General features: G+C 70.1%; 17 protein-coding genes. 5 read left to right on the forward strand and 12 right to left on the reverse strand.

What is annotated here, in order from left to right; translation table 11 throughout:
- Positions 1 to 739, forward strand: a 739-nt coding sequence (locus tag EJK15_RS09405; protein WP_138709989.1) for a dienelactone hydrolase family protein, incomplete at its 5' end; no start/stop codon positions are given.
- A gap of 132 nt (positions 740 to 871) precedes the next feature.
- Here EJK15_RS09405 and EJK15_RS09410 read toward each other — a convergent pair.
- From EJK15_RS09410 to EJK15_RS09420, 3 genes are all read right to left on the reverse strand, one after another.
- Positions 872 to 3,985, reverse strand: a complete 3,114-nt coding sequence (locus EJK15_RS09410) for a M14 family metallopeptidase (protein WP_138709990.1) — start codon at positions 3,983 to 3,985, stop codon at positions 872 to 874.
- Positions 3,986 to 4,405: 420 nt separating this feature from the next.
- The gene (locus EJK15_RS09415) at positions 4,406 to 5,791 is read right to left on the reverse strand and encodes a glycine--tRNA ligase (RefSeq protein WP_138709991.1); all 1,386 of its coding nucleotides are present in this window, start codon (positions 5,789 to 5,791) and stop codon (positions 4,406 to 4,408) included.
- A gap of 99 nt (positions 5,792 to 5,890) precedes the next feature.
- A complete protein-coding gene (locus tag EJK15_RS09420) occupies positions 5,891 to 6,178 on the reverse strand; it encodes an antibiotic biosynthesis monooxygenase family protein (RefSeq protein ID WP_138709992.1) in 288 nt (95 codons plus the stop codon).
- Between the two features lie 58 nt (positions 6,179 to 6,236).
- Here EJK15_RS09420 and EJK15_RS09425 point away from each other — a divergent pair, with 58 nt between their 5' ends.
- Positions 6,237 to 6,581: a DUF6703 family protein gene (locus tag EJK15_RS09425; protein ID WP_138709993.1), complete on the forward strand. Its 345-nt coding sequence runs from the start codon at positions 6,237 to 6,239 to the stop codon at positions 6,579 to 6,581.
- On the opposite strand, the gene EJK15_RS09430 is transcribed toward EJK15_RS09425, so the two are convergent.
- The 6 genes from EJK15_RS09430 to sucC are packed head-to-tail and all read right to left on the reverse strand — an operon-like array spanning position 6,578 to position 13,495.
- Entirely contained in the window at positions 6,578 to 8,107 is a 1,530-nt protein-coding gene (locus tag EJK15_RS09430; RefSeq protein ID WP_138709994.1) for an aldehyde dehydrogenase family protein, read from the reverse strand. The two genes, EJK15_RS09425 and EJK15_RS09430, sit on opposite strands and share 4 nt — an antisense overlap.
- An 11-nt stretch (positions 8,108 to 8,118) precedes the next feature.
- Positions 8,119 to 9,840: a glyoxylate carboligase gene (gene gcl, locus EJK15_RS09435; protein ID WP_138709995.1), complete on the reverse strand. Its 1,722-nt coding sequence runs from the start codon at positions 9,838 to 9,840 to the stop codon at positions 8,119 to 8,121.
- A complete protein-coding gene (locus tag EJK15_RS09440) occupies positions 9,837 to 10,697 on the reverse strand; it encodes an NAD(P)-dependent oxidoreductase (RefSeq protein ID WP_138709996.1) in 861 nt (286 codons plus the stop codon). The genes gcl and EJK15_RS09440 overlap by 4 nt, the downstream gene beginning before the upstream one ends.
- Positions 10,694 to 11,461 (reverse strand): hydroxypyruvate isomerase family protein, encoded by a 768-nt coding sequence (locus EJK15_RS09445; protein WP_138709997.1) that lies wholly within the window; start codon positions 11,459 to 11,461, stop codon positions 10,694 to 10,696. Before EJK15_RS09445 ends, EJK15_RS09440 begins: the two co-directional genes overlap by 4 nt.
- Complete coding sequence (gene sucD, locus EJK15_RS09450) at positions 11,458 to 12,345, reverse strand: succinate--CoA ligase subunit alpha (protein WP_138709998.1); 888 nt, start codon at positions 12,343 to 12,345, stop codon at positions 11,458 to 11,460. Before sucD ends, EJK15_RS09445 begins: the two co-directional genes overlap by 4 nt.
- Position 12,346: 1 nt before the next feature.
- A complete protein-coding gene (sucC, locus tag EJK15_RS09455) occupies positions 12,347 to 13,495 on the reverse strand; it encodes an ADP-forming succinate--CoA ligase subunit beta (protein WP_138709999.1) in 1,149 nt (382 codons plus the stop codon).
- An 89-nt stretch (positions 13,496 to 13,584) separates the two neighbouring features.
- On the opposite strand from sucC, the gene EJK15_RS09460 reads away from it, so the two are divergent.
- From EJK15_RS09460 to EJK15_RS70355, 3 genes are all read left to right on the forward strand, one after another.
- The gene (locus tag EJK15_RS09460; protein WP_138710000.1) at positions 13,585 to 15,048 is read left to right on the forward strand and encodes an MFS transporter; all 1,464 of its coding nucleotides are present in this window, start codon (positions 13,585 to 13,587) and stop codon (positions 15,046 to 15,048) included.
- Between the two features lie 89 nt (positions 15,049 to 15,137).
- Complete coding sequence (locus EJK15_RS09465) at positions 15,138 to 15,881, forward strand: GntR family transcriptional regulator (RefSeq protein ID WP_138710001.1); 744 nt, start codon at positions 15,138 to 15,140, stop codon at positions 15,879 to 15,881.
- Between the two features lie 90 nt (positions 15,882 to 15,971).
- Entirely contained in the window at positions 15,972 to 16,148 is a 177-nt protein-coding gene (locus EJK15_RS70355; RefSeq protein WP_171074199.1) for a hypothetical protein, read from the forward strand.
- A gap of 125 nt (positions 16,149 to 16,273) precedes the next feature.
- Here EJK15_RS70355 and EJK15_RS09470 read toward each other — a convergent pair whose 3' ends face one another.
- Genes EJK15_RS09470 through EJK15_RS09480 form a run of 3 tightly spaced genes read right to left on the reverse strand, consistent with a single transcriptional unit; the run spans position 16,274 to position 19,235 of the window.
- Positions 16,274 to 17,251 (reverse strand): TerC family protein, encoded by a 978-nt coding sequence (locus EJK15_RS09470; protein WP_138710002.1) that lies wholly within the window; start codon positions 17,249 to 17,251, stop codon positions 16,274 to 16,276.
- A complete protein-coding gene (locus EJK15_RS09475; RefSeq protein WP_138710003.1) occupies positions 17,248 to 17,736 on the reverse strand; it encodes a hypothetical protein in 489 nt (162 codons plus the stop codon). Before EJK15_RS09475 ends, EJK15_RS09470 begins: the two co-directional genes overlap by 4 nt.
- Positions 17,736 to 19,235 carry an Nramp family divalent metal transporter gene (locus EJK15_RS09480; protein ID WP_206060747.1) on the reverse strand — a complete coding sequence of 500 codons (1,500 nt, stop codon included), beginning with the start codon at positions 19,233 to 19,235 and terminating at the stop codon, positions 17,736 to 17,738. The genes EJK15_RS09475 and EJK15_RS09480 overlap by 1 nt, the downstream gene beginning before the upstream one ends.
- Between the last annotated feature and the right edge of the window lie 22 nt (positions 19,236 to 19,257).

Here is a 19,257-nt window from a genome sequence, read left to right on the forward strand (position 1 = left end):
ACAGACCTCACCCGCCCCCGCCACCACGTCGGCGAGCCCGGCGGGGCCCTCGCCGCTGCCGACGGAGGCGATCACGTTCGCGGGACCGGAGGGCACGACGTTGCAGGCCGCGTGGGCGGCCGCCGCCGGGGACGCCAAGGGCGCGGTCCTGGTGATCCACGAGAACCGGGGACTCACCGACCACATCCGCTCGGTCACCGGCAGGCTGGCTGCCAGCGGCTACTCCGCCCTGGCTCTCGACCTGCTGTCCCGCGAGGGCGGCACCGCGTCGTTCACCGACACCGCGCAGGCCACCGCCAAGCTCGGGGAGATCACGCCGGAGCGGTTCGTGGCCGACATGAAGGCGGCGGTGGGCGAGCTGGGCAAGCGCGCCGAGGGGGCGAAGCTGGGCATGATGGGCTTCTGCTTCGGCGGCGGGATGACGTGGCTGCTGCTGTCGTCGTCGGAGCCACGCCTGGCCGCCGCCGTCCCGTTCTACGGGCCGCTGCCGGACAACGCCGACATGACCGGCACCAAGGCCGCCGTCCTCGGGGTGTACGCCGAGCAGGACGACCGGGTCAACGCCACCAGGGACGCCGCCAAGGCCGCGCTGGAGAAGGCGGGGCTGACGCACGAGCTGGCGACGTTCCCCGGGGTGGGTCACGCGTTCTTCAACGACACGGGCCAGCGGTACAACGCGGAGGCGGCGGCCCAGGCGTACGAACGCGTCCTGACCTGGTTCGGCCGCCACCTGTCCTGACCCTCACCATGCCCATTGCCCCGACCGAACCGCCTGCCTGCCAGGCCCCCGGCCGGGCCTTGACCTGACAGGACGGCCACGGCGCAAAAGGACGGCCACCCGCGGAGGGGTGGCCGTCCTTTCATGCAGGGATCAGTCGATCAGATACTTCATCACCTTCTTCAAGGTCGCGTTCCGCTCGTTGTCGTTGGCCAGCTGCTCCAGCCCGAAGCCGAGCAGCACCGTGTCCTTGGTGGTCACGGCCGCCGTCTTGTCGGCCTGAGCCCTGGCGAAGTCGCCGCCGCCGGTCGGGCTGCCCGCCGGAGGCCCTGGGGTCGCCCACGGGCCGAGCCCGGACTCGAAGCCCTCGGCATCGAGCGTGCCACCGGTGGTGGTGACCCTGGTGTCGTCGACGAACGCGCCCACACCGCCGGTGCTGGGGTCGGTCACGTAACTGATCGACACCTCGACCTGCTGCCCCGCGTACGCGGACAGGTCGAAGGCCACCTGCTGCCAGCCGCCCGAGTTCCCGGTGAACCGGTTCCAGGAGCCGCTGGTGCCGGTCGGCGTGCACGGGTTGCCCGGGGTCAGGTAGCGCAGCAGCCAGGGGTGCTCATCCAGGTAGAACCCGGCCTCGCACTCCGTCGGGACCCCGGTGTCGGTGCCGCCGTTGAGGTCCGGCAGCGTCGTCCAGTTGTCCTGGCCGGCGGTGTGGGCCTCGACGATGACGTTGTCGTAGCCGGGCTCGGTGTTGAAGGACAGCTGGAACGCCAGCTGCGGCTGCTGCGCCGCCGTCACGGAGCCCAGGTCGATCGTCCTGGTCAGCCGCATGTAGGAGTCGTCGGCGTGCGCTCCCCTCATGAACCACTGGCCCTCGACCGGGTCGAACGGCCCGGGTGTGCCGAGCTGGTAGTCCGCCGCTGCCGTGCCGGTGAAGCGCGGGAAGTCTGTGCCCATGGGCTGCAGCACCCCGGCCTCGTCCACCGGGTTGCCGGCCGTGGCCGGCCCACCGAACGTGCCGCTCACTCCCGCAACCGGACCTGTGCCGGTGAACCCGCTCGGGTTGTCGCGCGGGATGCGGCCGGCGAGGCCCAAGTAGTACTGGGTGAAGTCGTCGGCCAGCAGCAGGCACTCGTCGAACAGGCCCTGGATGGTGGTGACCACGCAGTCGCCGTCCGGGTTGCCGTCGATGCCGTAGTAGATGCCGCCGACGATCGTGTCGAGAATGCCGTAATACGCGGCCGTCTCGCCGGTGTAGAGAAGCTTGCCTCCCTCGTTGAGGTAGTCGCGAATGGCGATGGTCAGGTCCTGCTGCGACCGCTTGACATCGGCGTCCGGCAGGTTGCCGAGGGGGGTGACCGTGACCAGGTCCTGCTGGTCCATGGACAGCCGGTTGTCGCCCAGCTCCCACACGATGCCCTTGAAGTGCGACAGCACGCCCAAGTGGTGCGGCACGCCCTGGGAGTCCACGTCCCACGTCTCCGACGCGTACCCGGCGGCCTTGAGGGCCTGCTGGTACTTGGTGGCGTACTTCGGCGCGGTCACCGCCGCCGGATAGTCCGGGTTGAAGCCCGTGTAGTCCTCGTTGGCCACCACCAGGACCTTGGCCCCGGAGTCCTTGGCCAGCGTGTAGGTGAAGTGCGGGCTGGAGACGACGCCGGCGCCCGGTTTGAGGCCTTGGAACCAGACCTCGACCTTGTCACCCGGTTTCGCCCCGCTCACGTTCGCCCGGTATTCGGCGTAGTACAGGTCGTTCTCGCCGCCGTACCGCTCGCCGCCCTTCCACTCGCTCAGCAGCCTGGTCTGCGCCGGGCCGCCGTTGATGCGGAAGCGCAGCACCTTGGCCGGCAGCGACCGGCGGGCGGTGACGGCCACGGGCTGCGGGTCGCCGTACGAGACGCTGAAGGAGTCCGGCGCGAAGTCGGGCGCAGTGCGCCCGATCACCGAGACCGGCTTGTCCGGCGTGTGCACGGTCTTGGCCGCGGCCAGCGCCAGCGGGATGTTCATCTCGAACTCGGCCTGGATCAGTTCCTCGTCGTCGGGGAAGGTGAACCCCAGCCCGCCGGCGCAGTCCTCGAGCGTCCACTCGTCGTTGGGATTGCGCTCGGCCGCCGCCTCGCACGTGGTCATCTCGGGCGTGATCGACATGACGCCGCGCAGGTTGGTCATGTGGCCGTCGGTCTCGCCGTTGGTGGTGTACAACTCGGCGCCGATGTCCGGGTCGTACGTCGGCACGGCGGAGTTCGTGTCGTCGCCCAGCATGGCCTCGAAGATCTGGTCGTCGGGCGACGGGGTGGCCTGCTGCCAGCCGACGCCGTACAGCAGCAGCATGGCCGCGGAGTGGTAGTTCAGCAGGTACTTGAACGGGACGCGCTTGCTCAGGTTGTCCAGCGCCACGGTCTCCGGCTCGGACTGCGCCGCCTTGCCGCGGTAGGTCTGGCTGGTGAAGTTGCTCGACGAGCCCTCGTCGTCGTAGCCCCACTTGTAGGCGAAGTTGCGGTTAGGGTCCACGCCGTCGGCGCTGGTGATCTGCCCGTCGCCGTCGTTGTCACGCAGGTTCTTGCGCCACAGCCGGTTGTCCGGGGTGAAGGTGTGGTCGTAGCCGTCGGGGTTGGCCACCGGCAGGAACCACAGCTCGGTGGTGTTCACGAGCTTGGTCAGCTCGGCGTTGGTCCCGTAGCCGTTGAGGAAGTGGTGCAGCAGCCGCCGCACCATCTCGGGCGTGATCCACTCACGGGCGTGCTGCGCACCCAGGTACAGCATGGCCGGGCGGGTGCCGTCGCGCAGCTTGCGCGCGTCCTTGGTCACCTTGATCGCCGTGATCGGCGTGCCGTTGAGGCTGTTGCCGATGTTGACGACCTTCGCGATCCCGGACTTGGCGTCGGCCGCGGCGATGATCTCCTCACGGATGCCTCCATCGCCGCCGTAGCGCTTGAAGACCCCGTCGCCCTTCTGCGCCAGCTTCGCGCTGTTCGCGACCTGTGCCGTCTTGAGGTTGACGCCCTGCTTGGCCAGCGTGTCCGCCAGCGCGGAGGCCAGGATCACCTCGATGGTGACCTTGCCGTCCGCCCGTTTGACGATCCTCATCTCCTCGCGGTCCACTCCTGCCGCGACGAGCCTGGCCATCTGGTCCGCGGTGAGCTCGCCGGTGTAGACGAAGACACCGTCGGGGCCCGCCGCCGGTTCCGGCGTCGCCGAGGCCGGGGGAGCGGTTATCGAGCCGATGAGCAGGAGCATGCCTGCAAGCATGGTGAACGTGCGCTTCATCGCGCCTCCGAGAAATTCAGCCCCCGAATGCCGCTAGGGATGCCCGCAATGTCGGTGTATGCCGGACGGTTGTCAATCACGACGGCCACATGTGGTCAAAACTGATCCGGGCGGCATCCGGATCTGTATGACCCTGCGAATGGCCTCGTGTGAAACCACGGTGCCGGTGAAGCGGGCGCGCGTCACGGTGGCGCGCCGGTGAGGCGGAGGAGCGTCCCTTGGAGGGCCATCAGCCCGTTGCGACGGGAGGAGCCCAGTCGGCAGCGCCGTAAAACTGCTGGGTCTCAGCCCCCCACAGGCGGATGAAAGCAAATGGCCCCCGCCGGATAACGGCGAACGGCCATTCGCCCCGCACAGGCGGATGAACAGCGAAAAGCCGCCCGCCGAAGAACGGCGGACGGCCTTTCCTGACCAAAAAGATCAGTCGTTGAGATACTGGCGGAGATACGACTCCACGCCGTCGATGGAAATGCGCTCCTGAGCCATGCTGTCGCGCTCGCGAATCGTCACCGCCTGATCGTCCAGCGTGTCGAAGTCGACCGTGATGCAGAACGGCGTGCCGATCTCGTCCTGGCGCCGGTAGCGGCGGCCGATCGCGCCCGCGTCGTCGAACTCGACATTCCACCTGCGGCGCAGCTGCGCGGCCAGGTCGCGGGCCTTCGGCGACAGGTCGGCGTTGCGCGACAGCGGCAGCACCGCGGCCTTGACCGGGGCGAGCCGGTGGTCGAGCCGCATGACCGTGCGCTTCTCCATGACGCCCTTGGCGTTGGGCGCCTCGTCCTCGCTGTAGGCGTCCAGCAGGAACGTCAGCGCGGCACGGTCGACGCCGGCCGCCGGCTCGATGACGTAGGGGATGTAGCGCTCCCCGGTGTCCTGCTCGAAGAAACTGAGGTCGACGCCCGACGCCTTGGAGTGGGAGTTGAGGTCGAAGTCGGTGCGGTTGGCGATGCCCTCCAGCTCACCCCACTCCGAGCCGACGAAGTTGAAGCGGTATTCGACGTCGACGGTGCGCTTGGAGTAGTGGGACAGTTTGTCCTTGGGGTGCTCGTAGAGCCGCAGGTTGTCCTTGTTGATGCCCAGGTCGGAATACCAGCGGAAGCGCTCGTCGATCCAGTATTGGTGCCACTCCTCGTCCGTGCCCGGCTTGACGAAGAACTCCATCTCCATCTGCTCGAACTCACGGGTGCGGAAGATGAAGTTGCCCGGCGTGATCTCGTTGCGGAACGACTTGCCGATCTGGCCGATGCCGAACGGGATCTTCTTGCGCGCGGACTGCTGCACGTTGAGGTAGTTGATGAAGATGCCCTGCGCCGTCTCGGGACGCAGCCAGGCCAGGCCCGACTCGTCCTCGACCGGGCCGAGGTAGGTCTTGAGCAGGCCGCTGAACTGCCTGGGCTCGGTGAAGGTGCCCTTGTTGCCGCAGTTGGGGCAGGTGATGTCGGCCAGGCCGCCCTCGGGCGGCCTGCCGTTCTTCTCCTCGTAGGCCTCGGTGAGGTGGTCGGCCCGGAAGCGCTTGTGACAGGACAGGCACTCGGTCAGCGGGTCGGTGAACGTGTCGACGTGGCCGCTGGCCCGCCACACCTCGGGCGCCAGGATGACGCAGGAGTCGAGGCCGACGATGTCCTCGCGGGCCTGGACCGTTGACAGCCACCACTGCCGCTTGACGTTGTTCTTCAGCTCGACGCCCAGTGGACCGTAGTCCCACGACGCGCGCAGTCCGCCGTAGATCTCGCTCGACGGGTAGACGAGCCCGCGGCGTTTGGCGAGGCTGACGATGGTGTCCATGACGTCGGTGCGTCGTGCCATTTTGGTTGGTTCTCTTTCCGGCTGGAGGTCGGCGAGTGAAATCGAATTGATGAGATCCCAGCTTAGGGGACGCTCGCACGCTCTCGCGCGCGAGTATTGCTATGCCCCGTCCTGCGTGTAGACGTCCTCGTACGCGCTGGGTTCGTTGACCATGAGGATCATCAGCGGATACATCTCCATCCGGGCGGCGGAGAGCGCTCTGCGGTAGAAGCCGGCGCCCTCCCATTCCGTGACCAGCGCCCACAGATTGGGCTCATCGACCGATCGCGCCAGCCTGCCCCGCTGGTAGCCGGGCTGGGCGGCGAATGTGTCGAGGATGGTGTGGCCCTGCTTGATGAAGTCTTGAGACTGGGACTCTGGGACGGTGTATCGGATCACGGCGAGCACGCGACCAGCCTAGAGGCGCTTCGAGCACATGGTGCCCGGACTCCCGTAGGCTCTGGGCGTGGCCTCGAACAACAAGCGTCCGCTCCCCCAGGGTGAGCGGTTCTTCACGCCGGGTGCGACCGGCCTGCGCAAGGCCGTGGAGCAGCGCAGCGCGGTGCCGATGGCTTACCTGTTCACGCAGGTGCCCCGGTGGGTGCCGGCCGTGGTGCTGGTGATCCTGCTGCTGACCGGGTTCGCGGTGGCCAATCCGCTGGGCGGGGTGGCGGCGCTGGTCGTGCTGGCCTTCGTGGTGTGGCTGGCGTACCTGTCGTGGCCGTCGCTACAGATCGGCGGGAAGCTGCTGCGGGTCGCCACGATGGTCTTCCTCGTGCTTCTCGTGGCGACCCGCTTCGGGGCCTTCTAGGGCAGCAGCGTGTAGTACGGGAAGTTGCCCGGGAGGCGTTCGCCGTCCGGGCCCGCCGTGGCGGCTCTGACCAGGAGCTCGCCGCCGACGAAGGCGCCGCGCCAGGAGGCGCCGAGGCCGCCGAACAGCTCCTCGCGGTCGCCGCGCGAGCGGGGCCGGTTGTGGCCGACCTTGAAGGCCCGCACCTCGGGTGCCAGCCGGTGGAAGGTGTCCTCCTCGTCGCAGGAGAGGGTGGCGACCAGGGCGCCGTTGCTGGCGTTCATGGCGGCCAGCAGCTCCGCCTCCGTGTCCACCAGCACGATCGTGTCGACCGGGCCGAAGGGCTCGGCGTGGTGGAGGGGTGAGGAGCGGGGCGGGCTGAGGAGAGCCGTCGGAGGAAAGTAGGCGGAAATATCTTGCCCTGGCAGGAAATGTCCGGCTTCGAGCGTCGCCCGGTGCACCGGTACGCCGCCGCGCGTGATCGCCTCGTCCACCTGGTCGGCCAGTTCCTTGGCCTTCGAGGCGTTGATCAGCGGGCCGAAGTCCAGCTCCGGCAGCGGGTCGCCGGGGTCGGCGACGGCGAGCGGATGGCCGTACCGCAGCGACTCCACCGCCGCCAGATAGGCCCTGAGGAACCGGTCGAACAGCGAGCGCTGCACCACGAACCGCGGGTAGGCCGTGCAGCGCTGCTTGCCGTAGTCGAACGACGCGCGGATCTGCCGGGTGAGCAGGTCCCAGTCGCCGTACTCCCACACGCCCCAGCAGTTGAGCCCTTCCTGCTCCAGCACGTGCCGCCGCCCGAGGTCGGCCAGCGACATGGCGACCTTCGCCCCGGCGCCCCGGCCGCCCACGAACGACACGCAGCCCAGCGCGCGGCCCGCGACCAGCACCGGCGACAGCTCCGCCCCTCCCCCGCTGACCAGTGTGAACGGCAGCCCTTCGCGTACGGCGAGCGCACTGGCGAGGGTGAGGCAGCACAGGCCGCCGTCCGTGGGGGTCTTGGCGATCACCGCGTTGCCGGCCAGCGCCTGCACGAGCATGGCGTGCATGAGCACGCTCATCGGATAGTTCCAGCTCGCGATGTTGCTGACCGGGCCGGGCAGCGGCGTCCGTCCGGCCACCATGCGGTCGATCTCCGCCACGTACCACCGGACCCCGTCCAGGCAGCGGTCGACGTCGGCGCGGGCCGCCTTCCACGGCTTGCCGATCTCCCAGACCAGCAGCAGGGCCAGCAGGTCGCGGTGGGCGGCCATGGACTCCACGGCCGCGGAGACCATGGTCTTGCGCTCGGCGAGCGAAAGGTGCCGCCAGCGCCGGTGCTCCTCGACGGCGCCCGCCACCGCCCGGCCGGCGCCCGCCCGGTCGAGCCTGGGCGGCCCGGCGATGGCGGTGCCGTCCAGTGGCGAGAACCCGGGCACCGGACGCCCGTCGCGGTGCCAGATGCCGCCCCAGTGGTTGAGCACCCGGTCGTCGTGGAAGGCCTCGGGCGCCGCCGAACAGCAGCGGTCGTAGGCGTCCTGCCAGGCCGTACCCGGCTTGAGCAGCATGCGCGTCCTCCTCAGTCGGACCAGTCGGCGGTGATGAGCTCGGGCAGCGGCTCGAACTCCTTGATCGCTTCCAGCGATGGCCCCATGGCGGCGTTGGCCTCGCGCTCCACCATCACCTCCACCAGCACCGGCAGCCGCTCGCGCGCCGCCTCGGCCGACGCCCAGGACAGCGCGTCGCGGATGTCGCCGGGCAGCTCCACCCGGCGCGCCGGGCAGCCGAACGCCTCCATGGCCTTGACATGATCGATGCCGCCCTCCCCGTAGTGCAGGTCCACGGCGTAGTTCATGCCGTACGGGATCTCGGCCTGCCTGATCAGCCCCAGGTACTCGTTGTTGATCATGACGATGACGAACGGGATCCGATATTGCGCCGCCACCGCGATCTCCTCCATCAGGAACTGGAAGGAGTAGTCCCCGACCACGGCCACGACCTGCCGCTCGGGATGGGCGCACTTGACGCCCATGGCGGCGGGCACCTCCCAGCCCAGCGGCCCGGCCTGTCCGCACACCAGGTAGCGGCGCGGCAGGTACGTCGTCTGGAACTGGCCCGACCAGATCTGGTAGAGCCCGATGGCGGTGACGAACGTGGTGTCCCGGTCGAAGAACTCGTTGATCTCCTTGAACACCCGCGGCGGCTTGATCGGCACGTCGTCGAAGTCGTCGCGACGGGCCATCGTGCGGCGCAGGTCGGCGACCTTGCGCACCCATTTGCCGGGCTCCTGCGCCCCGGTACGGCCGCGCGCCTCCTCCAGCAGCTCCGCCAGCACCGGCCGGGCATGGCCGACGATCCCGAGCTCGGGCTCGAAGACCCGGCCGATCTGCGTCGGCTCGATGTCCACGTGAATGAACGTGCGGCCCCGGCGGTAGACGTCCAGGTCGCCGGTGTGCCGGTCGCCGAACCGCGCCCCCACGGCCAGCACCAGGTCGCTCTCCAGGAACGCGGCGTTGCCCCAGCGGGTCTGCGTCTGGATGCCGGCCATGCCGGCGAACAGCGGGTGGTCCTCGGGGAAGGCGCCCTTGCCCATGAGCGTCACCTGCACGGGCACCTGGAGGTACTCGGCGAGCGCGCGCAGCTCCTCGCAGGCGTCGGCGATGATCACGCCGCCGCCGGCCAGGATGATCGGCCGCCGGGCCTCCGCCAGCAGGTCCACGGCCCTGCGCACGGCCCTGGGCAGCGGCCCCGGCGCCTCGACGGGCAGCGGCGCGTCCAGGTCGCGGTCGTAGAGGCAGGTGCCGCGCTGCACGTCGATCGGCAGGTCGATGAGCACCGGCCCCGGCCGCCCCGAGCGGGCGATCCGGAACGCCTCCCGGAACACCCACGGCGCCTGGGCGGGCTCCTTGAGCTGCACCGCCCACTTGGTCACCGGCCGGGCGATCTCCACGATGTCGACCGCCTGGAACGCCTCCTGGTGCAGCTTGGAGGTCATGGCCTGGCCGGTGACGCAGATCATCGGGATCGAGTCGGCCAGCGCGGTGTAGAGGCCGGTGATCATATTGGTGCCGGCCGGGCCCGACGTGCCGATGCAGACGCCGACGTTCCCGGTCACCCTGGCCCAGCCGTCGGCCGCGTGGGTGCCGCCCTCCTCGTGGCGTACCGTGATGTGCCTGATCGAGCTGTGCTGAAGCGCGGCGTAGAGCGGCAGGATGGCCGCTCCGGGGATGCCGAAGACGGTGTCCACCCCCTCCGACTCCAGCACTGCGACCACGGCCTCCATGCAGGGGACGCGCTTCATCCATTCAGCCTTTCGATGACCTTGAGCAGGGCGGAGTGGTCGAGCGAGCCGTGGCCCTGCGCCCTGGCCGCGGCCACGAGCTGGGCGACCTGCCCGGTGAGCGGCAGGCTGACCCCGGCCTCGCGGGCGGCGGCGACGGCGATGCCCATGTCCTTGTGGTGCAGGTCGATGCGGAACCCTGGGGCGAACTCCCGCTTGACCATGGTGTGCCGCTTGAGCTCGAGGATCCGGGAGCCCGCCAGTCCGCCCGCGAGCACGTCGAGCCCGGGCGCCGGGTCCACGCCGGACGCCTCGAGCAGCACGATCGCCTCCGACACCAGCCCGTAGATGCCGCCGACGACGAGCTGGTTGGCCGCCTTCACCGTCTGCCCGGCGCCCGCGGGGCCGACGTGCACGACGGTGGTGCCGAGCACCCCCAGGATCGGCAGGGCCGCCTCGACGTCCTCGGCCGCGCCGCCCACCATGATCGAGAGGGTGCCGTCGACGGCGCCGCGCTCGCCGCCGCTGACCGGGGCGTCCAGTGCCCGTACGCCGGCGGCCGCCGCCTCCCGCGCCACCCACCGGGAGGTCTCCGGCTTGATCGTGCTCATGTCGATGTAGAGGAGGCTCGGCCGGCCGTACTCGACGACCAGCGGCGCGACCTCCTCCACCTGCGGCGAGTCGGGCAGCATGGTGACCACCGCGTCGGCGCCGCCGACCGCCTCGACCACGCTGGAGGCGCCCTTGCCGCCCAGGGCGACGAGCTGGTCCACCCGCTCGGCACTCATGTCATACCCGGTCACGACATATCCGGCTTTGAGGAGGTTGGCCGCCATCGGGCTGCCCATGATCCCCAAGCCGACGAACCCGATGTTCATCCGTGCCTCCAGTCGAACGCGCCCGGCCCCTGGTGCCGGTACTCCAGGCCGACGTGCCCTCGGTAGCCCGCGGCCTCCAGGCGAGGGAGGATCTCCGTGAGATACGGCATGCGCCCGCTCCCGGGCCGCCCTCTGCCGGGGTCGTCGGCGATCTGCACATGGCCGAATCGCGCGCAGTGCCGGTCGATGAGGGCCAGGAGGTCCTCGCCCATCCGGTTCAGGTGGTAGAGGTCGGCCAGGAAGGCCACGTTCTCCCGGTCCACCTCGTCGATCAGCTCGAACGCCGCCTCCGACGACGTGATCGGATATTTCGGGTTCTCGTGGGAGTTGAGGGCCTCGACGACCACGGTCGCGCCGATGCCGGCCGCCGCGTCCGCCGCCCTCCTCAGGTTCGCCACGGCCAGGTCCCGGTCGGTGTCCGGGCCGTTGCCGTACAGGGCGTTCAGCACCCCGCAGCCCAGCTCTCCGGCCAGCCGGACCGCGGCGTCGATGTTCGCCTGGAACCGGGCAGAGCCGTCCGGCCTGGCCAGCAGGCCGCGCTCACCCGCCGCCATGTCGCCCGCGTCGAAGTTCAGCCCGGCCAGGCGCACCCCGGCGTCCTCGATGGCCTGCCGCAGCGCCGCCAGCTCAGCGCCCGACGGGTCCGGCGTGCCGAACGGCCACCACAGCTCCACGGCGTCGAACCCGTGCTTGGCCGCCGCGGCCGGGCGCTCCAGCAGCGGCAGGTCGGTGAACAGGATGGAGAGGTTGACGTCGAACCTCACGACACACCCGCCGCGGCCAGCGCCGAGCGCATGAGGCGGGCCGTCTCGGACGGGGTCCGCCCGACCCTGACCCCGACCGCCTCCAGGGCCTCCTTCTTGGCCTGGGCGGTCCCGGACGAGCCGGACACGATGGCGCCCGCGTGCCCCATCGTCTTGCCCTCTGGGGCGGTGAACCCGGCCACGTAGGCCACGACCGGCTTGGTGACGTTCCCGGCGATGTAGGCGGCGGCCCGCTCCTCGGCGTCGCCGCCGATCTCGCCGATCATCACGATCGCGTCGGTGCCCGGGTCGTCCTGGAACGCCCGCAGGCAATCGATGTGGGTGGTCCCGACGACCGGGTCGCCGCCGATGCCGACGGCGGTGGAGAAGCCGAGGTCCCGCAGCTCGTACATGAGCTGGTACGTCAGCGTCCCCGACTTCGACACCAGCCCGATGCGCCCGGCCGAGGTGATGTCGGCGGGGATGATCCCGGCCGAGGACTGCCCGGGGCTGATCAGTCCGGGGCAGTTCGGCCCGATGATCCTGGTACGGCCGTTCGCGAGGGCGCGGAAGCGTACCGCGTCGTGGACGGGAACGCCCTCAGTGATCACCACGCACAGCGGCACGCCCGCCGCCACCGCCTCCTCCACGGCGCCGCCGGTGAACCGCGGCGGCACGAACACCACCGAGACGTCCGCCCCGGTCTCCGTCATCGCCTCGGCCACGGAGCCGAACACCGGCACCGTGCGCTCGCCGAAGTCCACCGACCGCCCGCCCTTGCCCGGGGTCACCCCGGCCACGACGTCGGTCCCCGCGGCCAGCATGCGGGCCGTGTGCCTGGTGCCTTCCGCGCCGGTCATGCCCTGCACGAGCACCCGGCTGTCCTTGGTCAGAAAGATCGCCATCTCACGCACCTGCCGCGAGTCTGGCCGCCATCTCGGCGGCGCCGTCCATGGTGGAGACCTGGCGGACGGCCGGGTGCCGGGCGTCGCTGAGGATGCGCCGCCCCACCTCGGCGTTGTTGCCGTCCAGCCGTACGACGATGGGCCTGCCGTGGCCGCGCTCGCCGAGGAGTTCGAGCGCGGTGACGATGCCGTTCGCCACCGCGTCGCAGGCCGTGATGCCGCCGAAGACGTTGACCAGCACCGAGCGCACGTCGGGGTCGGCCAGGATGATCTCCAGCCCGTCAGCCATGATCTTGGCGGACGCGCCGCCGCCGATGTCCAGGAAATTGGCCGGGGCCGCGCCCGCGCCGGCGACCACGTCGAGCGTGCTCATGACCAGGCCCGCGCCGTTGCCGATGACGCCGACCCGCTTGGCCGGCGAAGACGACCCGTCCAGCTTGACGTAGTTCAGTCCCTTGGCCCTGGCCCGGTCCTCCAAGCTGTCACCGGGCTCCGCGTACTCCCACGTGTGCCGGAAGCCGGCGTTGTCGTCGAGGGTGACCTTGCCGTCGAGCGCCACGATCCGCTGGTCGGTGGTGCAGATCAGCGGGTTGACCTCGACGAGCAGCGCGTCCTCTGCGACCAGCACCCGCCACAGCGTCTCCAGTACGCCGGCCGCCTGCTCGGGCAGGCCCGCCTTGGCCGCCAGCAGCCGCGCGGTGTCCGCGTCCACCCCCGCCACCGGGTCGATCGGCAGTTTCACGATGGCGTCTGGGTCGGTGGCCGCCAGCTCCTCGATCTCCACGCCGCCCTGGCCGGACACCATCGCCAGGAAACCGCCCTCGGCGCGGTCCACGAGGAAGGCCGCGTAGTACTCCTCGAACGGCACGGTCGCGGCCTCGACCAGCACGCGGCGCGCGAGGTGCCCCTTGATGTCCATCCCGAGCACACGGGCGGCCTCCTGCTCGGCCGAGACCGGCCCCGCCGCCGGTCTGATCCCGCCTGCCTTGCCTCGTCCACCGGTCTTCACCTGGGCCTTGATGACAACGGGCGCCTTCAGCTCGGCCGCGATCTCGCGGGCCTCGGCCGGGGTGGCCGCGATCCTGCCTGCCGGGACCGGGATCCCGTGACGCCCGAAGAGCTCCTTCGCCTGGTACTCGTACAGGTCCATTCGAGCCTCCTTTGTCTACGGTATACCGTATGGAGTATCCTCAGTCTAGGGTCTCGACAGAGGCCGGACTTCTGGATATTCCATACAGTATGGAGAATGCAATCAGGGACTGGCGGGGGCGCGCGTACCTCCCAGGACCCGTCCCCGCCGACCGCACCCGCATGTTCTGGCTGGCCTGGGCCGCGATGGCGGCGATCAGCCCGCTCCAGTACGGCTACGCCGCGCTCCTCGCCCAGCAGGCCGCAGGGCTGACCCTCCTGGCCGTCTGGATCGCCTGCCAGGCCGCGGGCGCGCTTCCCGCCCTCCACCTGGTACGGCGTGGCCGCCTGAGCGTGCGCGCCGCGCTGGCCGCCGGGGCCGCGCTGAGCGGCCTGGGGCTGGCCACGGCCACGCTGACCGGCCCGGGCCTCACCGCCGAGGGCGCCGCGTCGTCCGCGTTGGGCGGTGCGTCGTCCGCGCTCGGCGGCGGCGAAGTGTCATCGCTGCTCGCGGGCGGCGGGCTCGGCCTGGTCGCCTTCGTGGGTTACGCGCTGCTCGGCGGGCTCGGCGCGGGCCTCGTCTACGGGGTGTGCGGCGAGGTCGTCTCCTCCTGGTATCCGGAGCGGCCCGCCGCCCAGGTCGGGCTGATCACCGGCGCCTTCGGCTACGGTGCCGTGCCCCTGCTGGTCTGGGCCGGGATCGCCCCGGACGCGACGCGTCATGGCGATCTCATGCCGACTTCTGAGACCGTTATGGCCGCCTTCCTGGTCGCCGCGGTCGTCGCGGTGGCCGTCATCGGGGCCGCGGCCCGCTACCTGCGACTGCCCCCGGCGCTGTGGTGGCCCGACGACGTGGACCCGCGCTCGCACGCGCTCGACGCGGCGCGGCTGCGCATCACCCCGGAGGCCGCCAAGCAGTTCAGACTCCCCCAGGCGCTGCGCACGCGGACGCTGCCGGCGCTCGCCCTGATCCTGACGTGCGCGGGCGCGGTGTCGGTGTTCGACGTGATCGTGGTCGCGGGGGCGGGGTCATGGGGCGCGCTGGCGGTCCTGGTGGCGCTCAACGGCACGAGCCGGTCGGTGGCCATGCGGTGCTCGGAGCTGTTCGGCCGCAGACGGGTGCTCGCCGCCGTCCTGGGCGCGCTCGCGATAGGCCAGGTGCTGTTGGCGGCCGCCGTCTTGGAGGCCGCATCCGCCGGCGGGTCGCTGGTATCGGCGCCCGCACCGATCGGCGGGGCGCCGCCACCGGACGGCGCGGTGCCGGCCGGCGGCATGGCGGGTGGCGGGGCGTTGCTGTGGCTCGGAGTCATCGCCGCCGGGCTGGGCGGCGGGGCCTTCTATCCCCTCCTCGCCAGCCTCGTTCGCGAGTTCTTCGGCAGCGAGCGGGCGGGGGAGATCCATGCGGTCGTCTACAGCGCGAAGGCCGTCGCCGGAGTCGTCGCCGTCACGCTGGCCCTGATCGCGCTCACCACCCCCGTGGCAGCCCTGCTGGCCGCCGCCGCGCTCGCGGCGCTCCCCGCTTTGGCCACGCCGCGGCTGCGCCTCCCCGGCCTGCCCGCCACAATCCCCCTGTGACGAGGTTCACCAGCCGAGTTCACCGAGTGAACGGTATGCTGTAGGCAGTCGACGAAAAACCGTTAAACGCAGTCCCTGGAGACGTGACCATGTTGCTGTCGGATCAGGCCGGTCAGGCGGCGGCCACCAAGATTCCCCGCCCTGCCACGCTCCGGGAGAGCGTCATCGAGGCCATCCAGGAGCACATCGTCTCCGGCCAGCTCAAGCCCGGCCAGCACCTGGTCGAGAGCGAGCTGGCCGATCTGCTCGGTGTGTCGAGGCAGCCGGTTCGCGAGGCGCTGCAGCAGCTCAGCGGTGAGGGCTGGGTCGACCTGCACCCGGGCCAGGGCGCGTTCGTGCACGTACCCACCGTAGAGGAGGCCGACCAGCTGCTCGCCGTGCGCGCGCTGCTGGAGACCGAATCCGCCAGGCTCGCCGCCAAGCACGCGGGCGAGGACGGCGTGAAGCGGCTGCGCGCCTTGTGCGGGCGCGGCATCGCGGCGGTGGAGTCCGACGACGTCGAGGCCGCTGTGGCGATCAACTCCGACCTGCACGCCCTGGTGACGGCGCTATCGGGCAACAAGGTGCTCGCCGAGCTGGCCAGCCAGGTGGCCAGGCGGGTGCGGTGGTACCACACGCCGGTGGCCCGCCAGCGCGGCATGGCCTCGTGGGAGGAGCACACGGCGCTGATCGACGCCATCGAGGCCGGCGACGAGCGCCGGGCGGCGAAGATCATGCGCGAGCACACCGAGCACACCCGCGCCTCCTACATGGAGCAGCGCGAGAACGAGCCCGTCCAGCCCGCCCCGAAGCTGGTGCGCCGGCGCCGCCCGCGCACGCCGCACGCGGGATGACGACGGGTTGATCTAGCGTTCACAGAAGAGCACATGCTCCGAAACACCTCGGGTAGAGGCTGGAGCAGCACAGTGAGGAGGTGCATGACCATGAAGGCGTTTTTCCGCTTTCTTCTTGGTGATCCCCTGGGCCAGGCAGGAGACGGCAGAGCCATCGGCGTCGGCCTGAGCGCGGCGCTCAAGAAGCACTACTCGGCCGACGACGCCGATCGCTACCTACGGGAATGGGCCGCCGAGCACGACGTACGCAAGACTCCGCGGCACTGAACGACCGCGCCGCACGCGACGGCGGCGCGAGCAGCCACACCCCCACGCGAGCACCCGCGAGCGCGCAGCCGCACCCCCCGCACTGAGCCGCGGCAGGGATGTTCCAGCACCCCACCGCGGCATGGTCAGCGCTCCGCAGGCTCTGGTTCCTCCACCTTCGCCTTCTCGGCGTCGCGGGCCGATTTGAGCAGGCTCAGCACCGTGGTGACGGCGAGGGTGCCGACGATGACGCCGAGAGACACCAGGATCGGGATCTCCGGCGCCCATGACACGCCGTCGTGGTGCAGCGCCTCCATGATCAGCTTCACCCCGATGAAGGCCAGCACCACCGACAGCCCCTTGCTCAGATAGACGAGCCGGTCCAGCAGCCCGCCGATGAGGAAGAAGAGCTGCCGCAGCCCCATGAGGGCGAAGGCGTTCGCGGTGAACACCAGATAGGGCTCCTTGGTGAGCCCGAAAATGGCCGGGATGGAGTCGAGCGCGAACAGCAGGTCGGTGGTCCCGATGGCGACCATCACGATCAGCATCGGGGTGACCATCCTGCGCCCGAGATGCACGGTGAGGCGGGCTCCGTGATAGGTGTCCGTGGTCGGGAGCACCCGGCGCACCGTGCGCAGGGCGATGTTCTCGGAGAACTCCGCCTCCTCGTCCTCGTGCCCGATCAGCTTCCACGCGGTGTAGACGAGGAACGCGCCGAACACGTAGAACAGCCAGTCGAACCTGGCGACCGCCTCCGCGCCCGCCGCGATGAACGCACCCCGCATGAGCAGCGCCACGATGATGCCGACGAGCAGCACCTTCTGGCGATACTGCCGGGGCACCTGGAATCGGCTCATGATCAGCAGGAAGACGAAGAGGTTGTCCACGCTGAGCGAGTACTCGGTGATCCAGCCGGCGAAGAACTCCCCTCCGTACGCGGGGCCCGACACCAGGAGCAGGCCGGCGCCGAAGGCCACGGCCAGGCCGACGTAGAAGGCCACCCAGCCCACGCACTCCCTGAAGGAGGGCTCGCGCGGGTTGCGCGCCACCAGCCAGAAGTCGAACGCGAGGACGACACCGAAGCCGCCTATCGTGGCCAGCCAGACCCAGACGGGCAGGTTCAACGTCGCGCTCCCTTCCTCACGCGCAGAGCCTCGGCGTGCTGAACGTAGAGGCCGAGCAGCGCCTCGGCGCGCGGGTTGGCGTCCGCGCGGCGCATCAGCCAGTACGGAATGAGCCGCTCGTGCAGCCAGATGAAGCCGATCGCGAATCCGAGAGCCACCATGGCCTGGTAGGCCAGGAAGCCGAACACGCCGTCGGCCAGGCCGATCCCGGTCAGGCTCTCCTGCACCAGCCGGGACACGGGGAAGGCCGCCATCCAGTACAGGCCCGCGGGCCCGAAGGTCCCCGGCCGGAACACGCCGTGGCCGAGCAGCACGCCGTAGAGCCCGCCGAACAGGGCGAGCGGCACGGTGAGCGTCAGGGCCGACAGCGCGGCCATACCGGTGGGCGCCCCCGCGATCAGGGTCAGCCCACCGGCCATGGCACCGGCGACGGCTCCGATGGACGCCCCTGGCAGGGCGATCTCGAGGCTGTGCCGTCCGTCCATCAGCCCACGACCACGCCGAAGGCGAAGAGGCTGTAGAACAGCATCCCGAGATAGAACACCGCGCCGAACCCGATGATCAGGTTGGTCCACCACTTCGGCCTGATCGGTTTGGGCAGCATCCGGTTGTTCACCAGCAGCAGCGTCACGCAGTACGCGCCCATCGCGAACGTCGACAGGAACGCCAGCGTGTCCAGGATCCCGCTCGGTCCGTCGGCCGGGCCGAACAGCAGGATCAGGATGCCGAATATGATCACGCCCCAGAGGAAGAACGCGTACAGATGCGACATGCGCATCTTCTTCGCCCCTGGCACGAAGTTGTAGGTCATGTCAGCCTGGCCGCGCGAGAAGGAGTCGAACAGCCCCAGCGTCGCGTTCAGGCCGATCAGCGCGATGAACCCGAGGAAGACCACGCCGAGCACGGAGCTGCCTGCCGAGGAGACGGCGTCGGCCATGGCGCTGAGCGCGACCTCCCGGTCCTCGTTCCTGATGATGTCCTGCACGGCCGGGTTCTGCCGCACCGCCGCCTGCGCGATCACCGTGAAGGAGATCGTGACCAGCATGGTGATGCCCCAGAACAGCAGCAGGGCGTCGAAGGTGACCCAGCGCCGCCAGCCCCGCCACTTGGCCATCTCGGCCGGGTCCTCGGTGTCGAACATGAAGCCGCGCGCGGGCATGGCCTCTTCCTCGCCCGCGTGCCGCAGCCCGCGGACCTTCGGGATGTGCGCGCCCATGCCTGCCCCGGAGTCACGCAGGTGCAGCGTGTACCACATCTGCTGCATGCCCGAGGGACCGGCGAACGCGCACGCGCCCACGATCACCGGGAACCAGGCCGCCGACATGGCCTCGGCCGGCAGGTAGCCGATCGCGAACATGCCGGTGATCGTGGAGACCACGTCGCTCCAGGAGCCCACCATGGCCGCGATCACGGCCGTGCCGAGCACGAGCGCGCCGATGAGCAGCGACAGCACGTTCTCGAGCAGGTTGTAGATCACCTTGGCCAGGCTGAAGACCACGCCGACCAGGATCAGGCCGATGATGGCTGTCACCAACCAGGGGATCCCGGTTATCTCCTCGAACGCCGCCGCGCCCGCGGACAGGTGTCCCGGCCACATGTAGACGGCGATCGCGACGATGAAGAAGAACCACATGATCGGCTTGAACACCCGGGCCGCGCCGGAGAAGATGCTCTCCCCCGTCGCCATGGCGTACCTGGCCATCTCCAGCATGACCACGGCCTGCAGCGTCACGCCGATCAGGAACAGCCACCTGATCTCCGGCCCGAACAGCAGCACCAGCCTGGGCCACATGTACGACTCGCCCATGCCCACGCCCAGTGCGACGAGGAAGACCGTCGGCCCGAGAATGTGCACCGAAGGGGGCGCGTCGGGGAGCTTTCTGATGGGCATCGGCTCGAGCCGGCCCGCTTTCCATACTCGTTCGTCCTCGACCGGCGGCACGGCTGTCGCCGGTGTCACCGGTGGTGTTTTCGATGTGTCCACCTACGGACCTCCTGGGGGGTTG

The sequence above is a fragment of the Nonomuraea basaltis genome (assembly GCF_005893125.1).
Lineage (GTDB): Bacteria > Actinomycetota > Actinomycetes > Streptosporangiales > Streptosporangiaceae > Nonomuraea > Nonomuraea basaltis.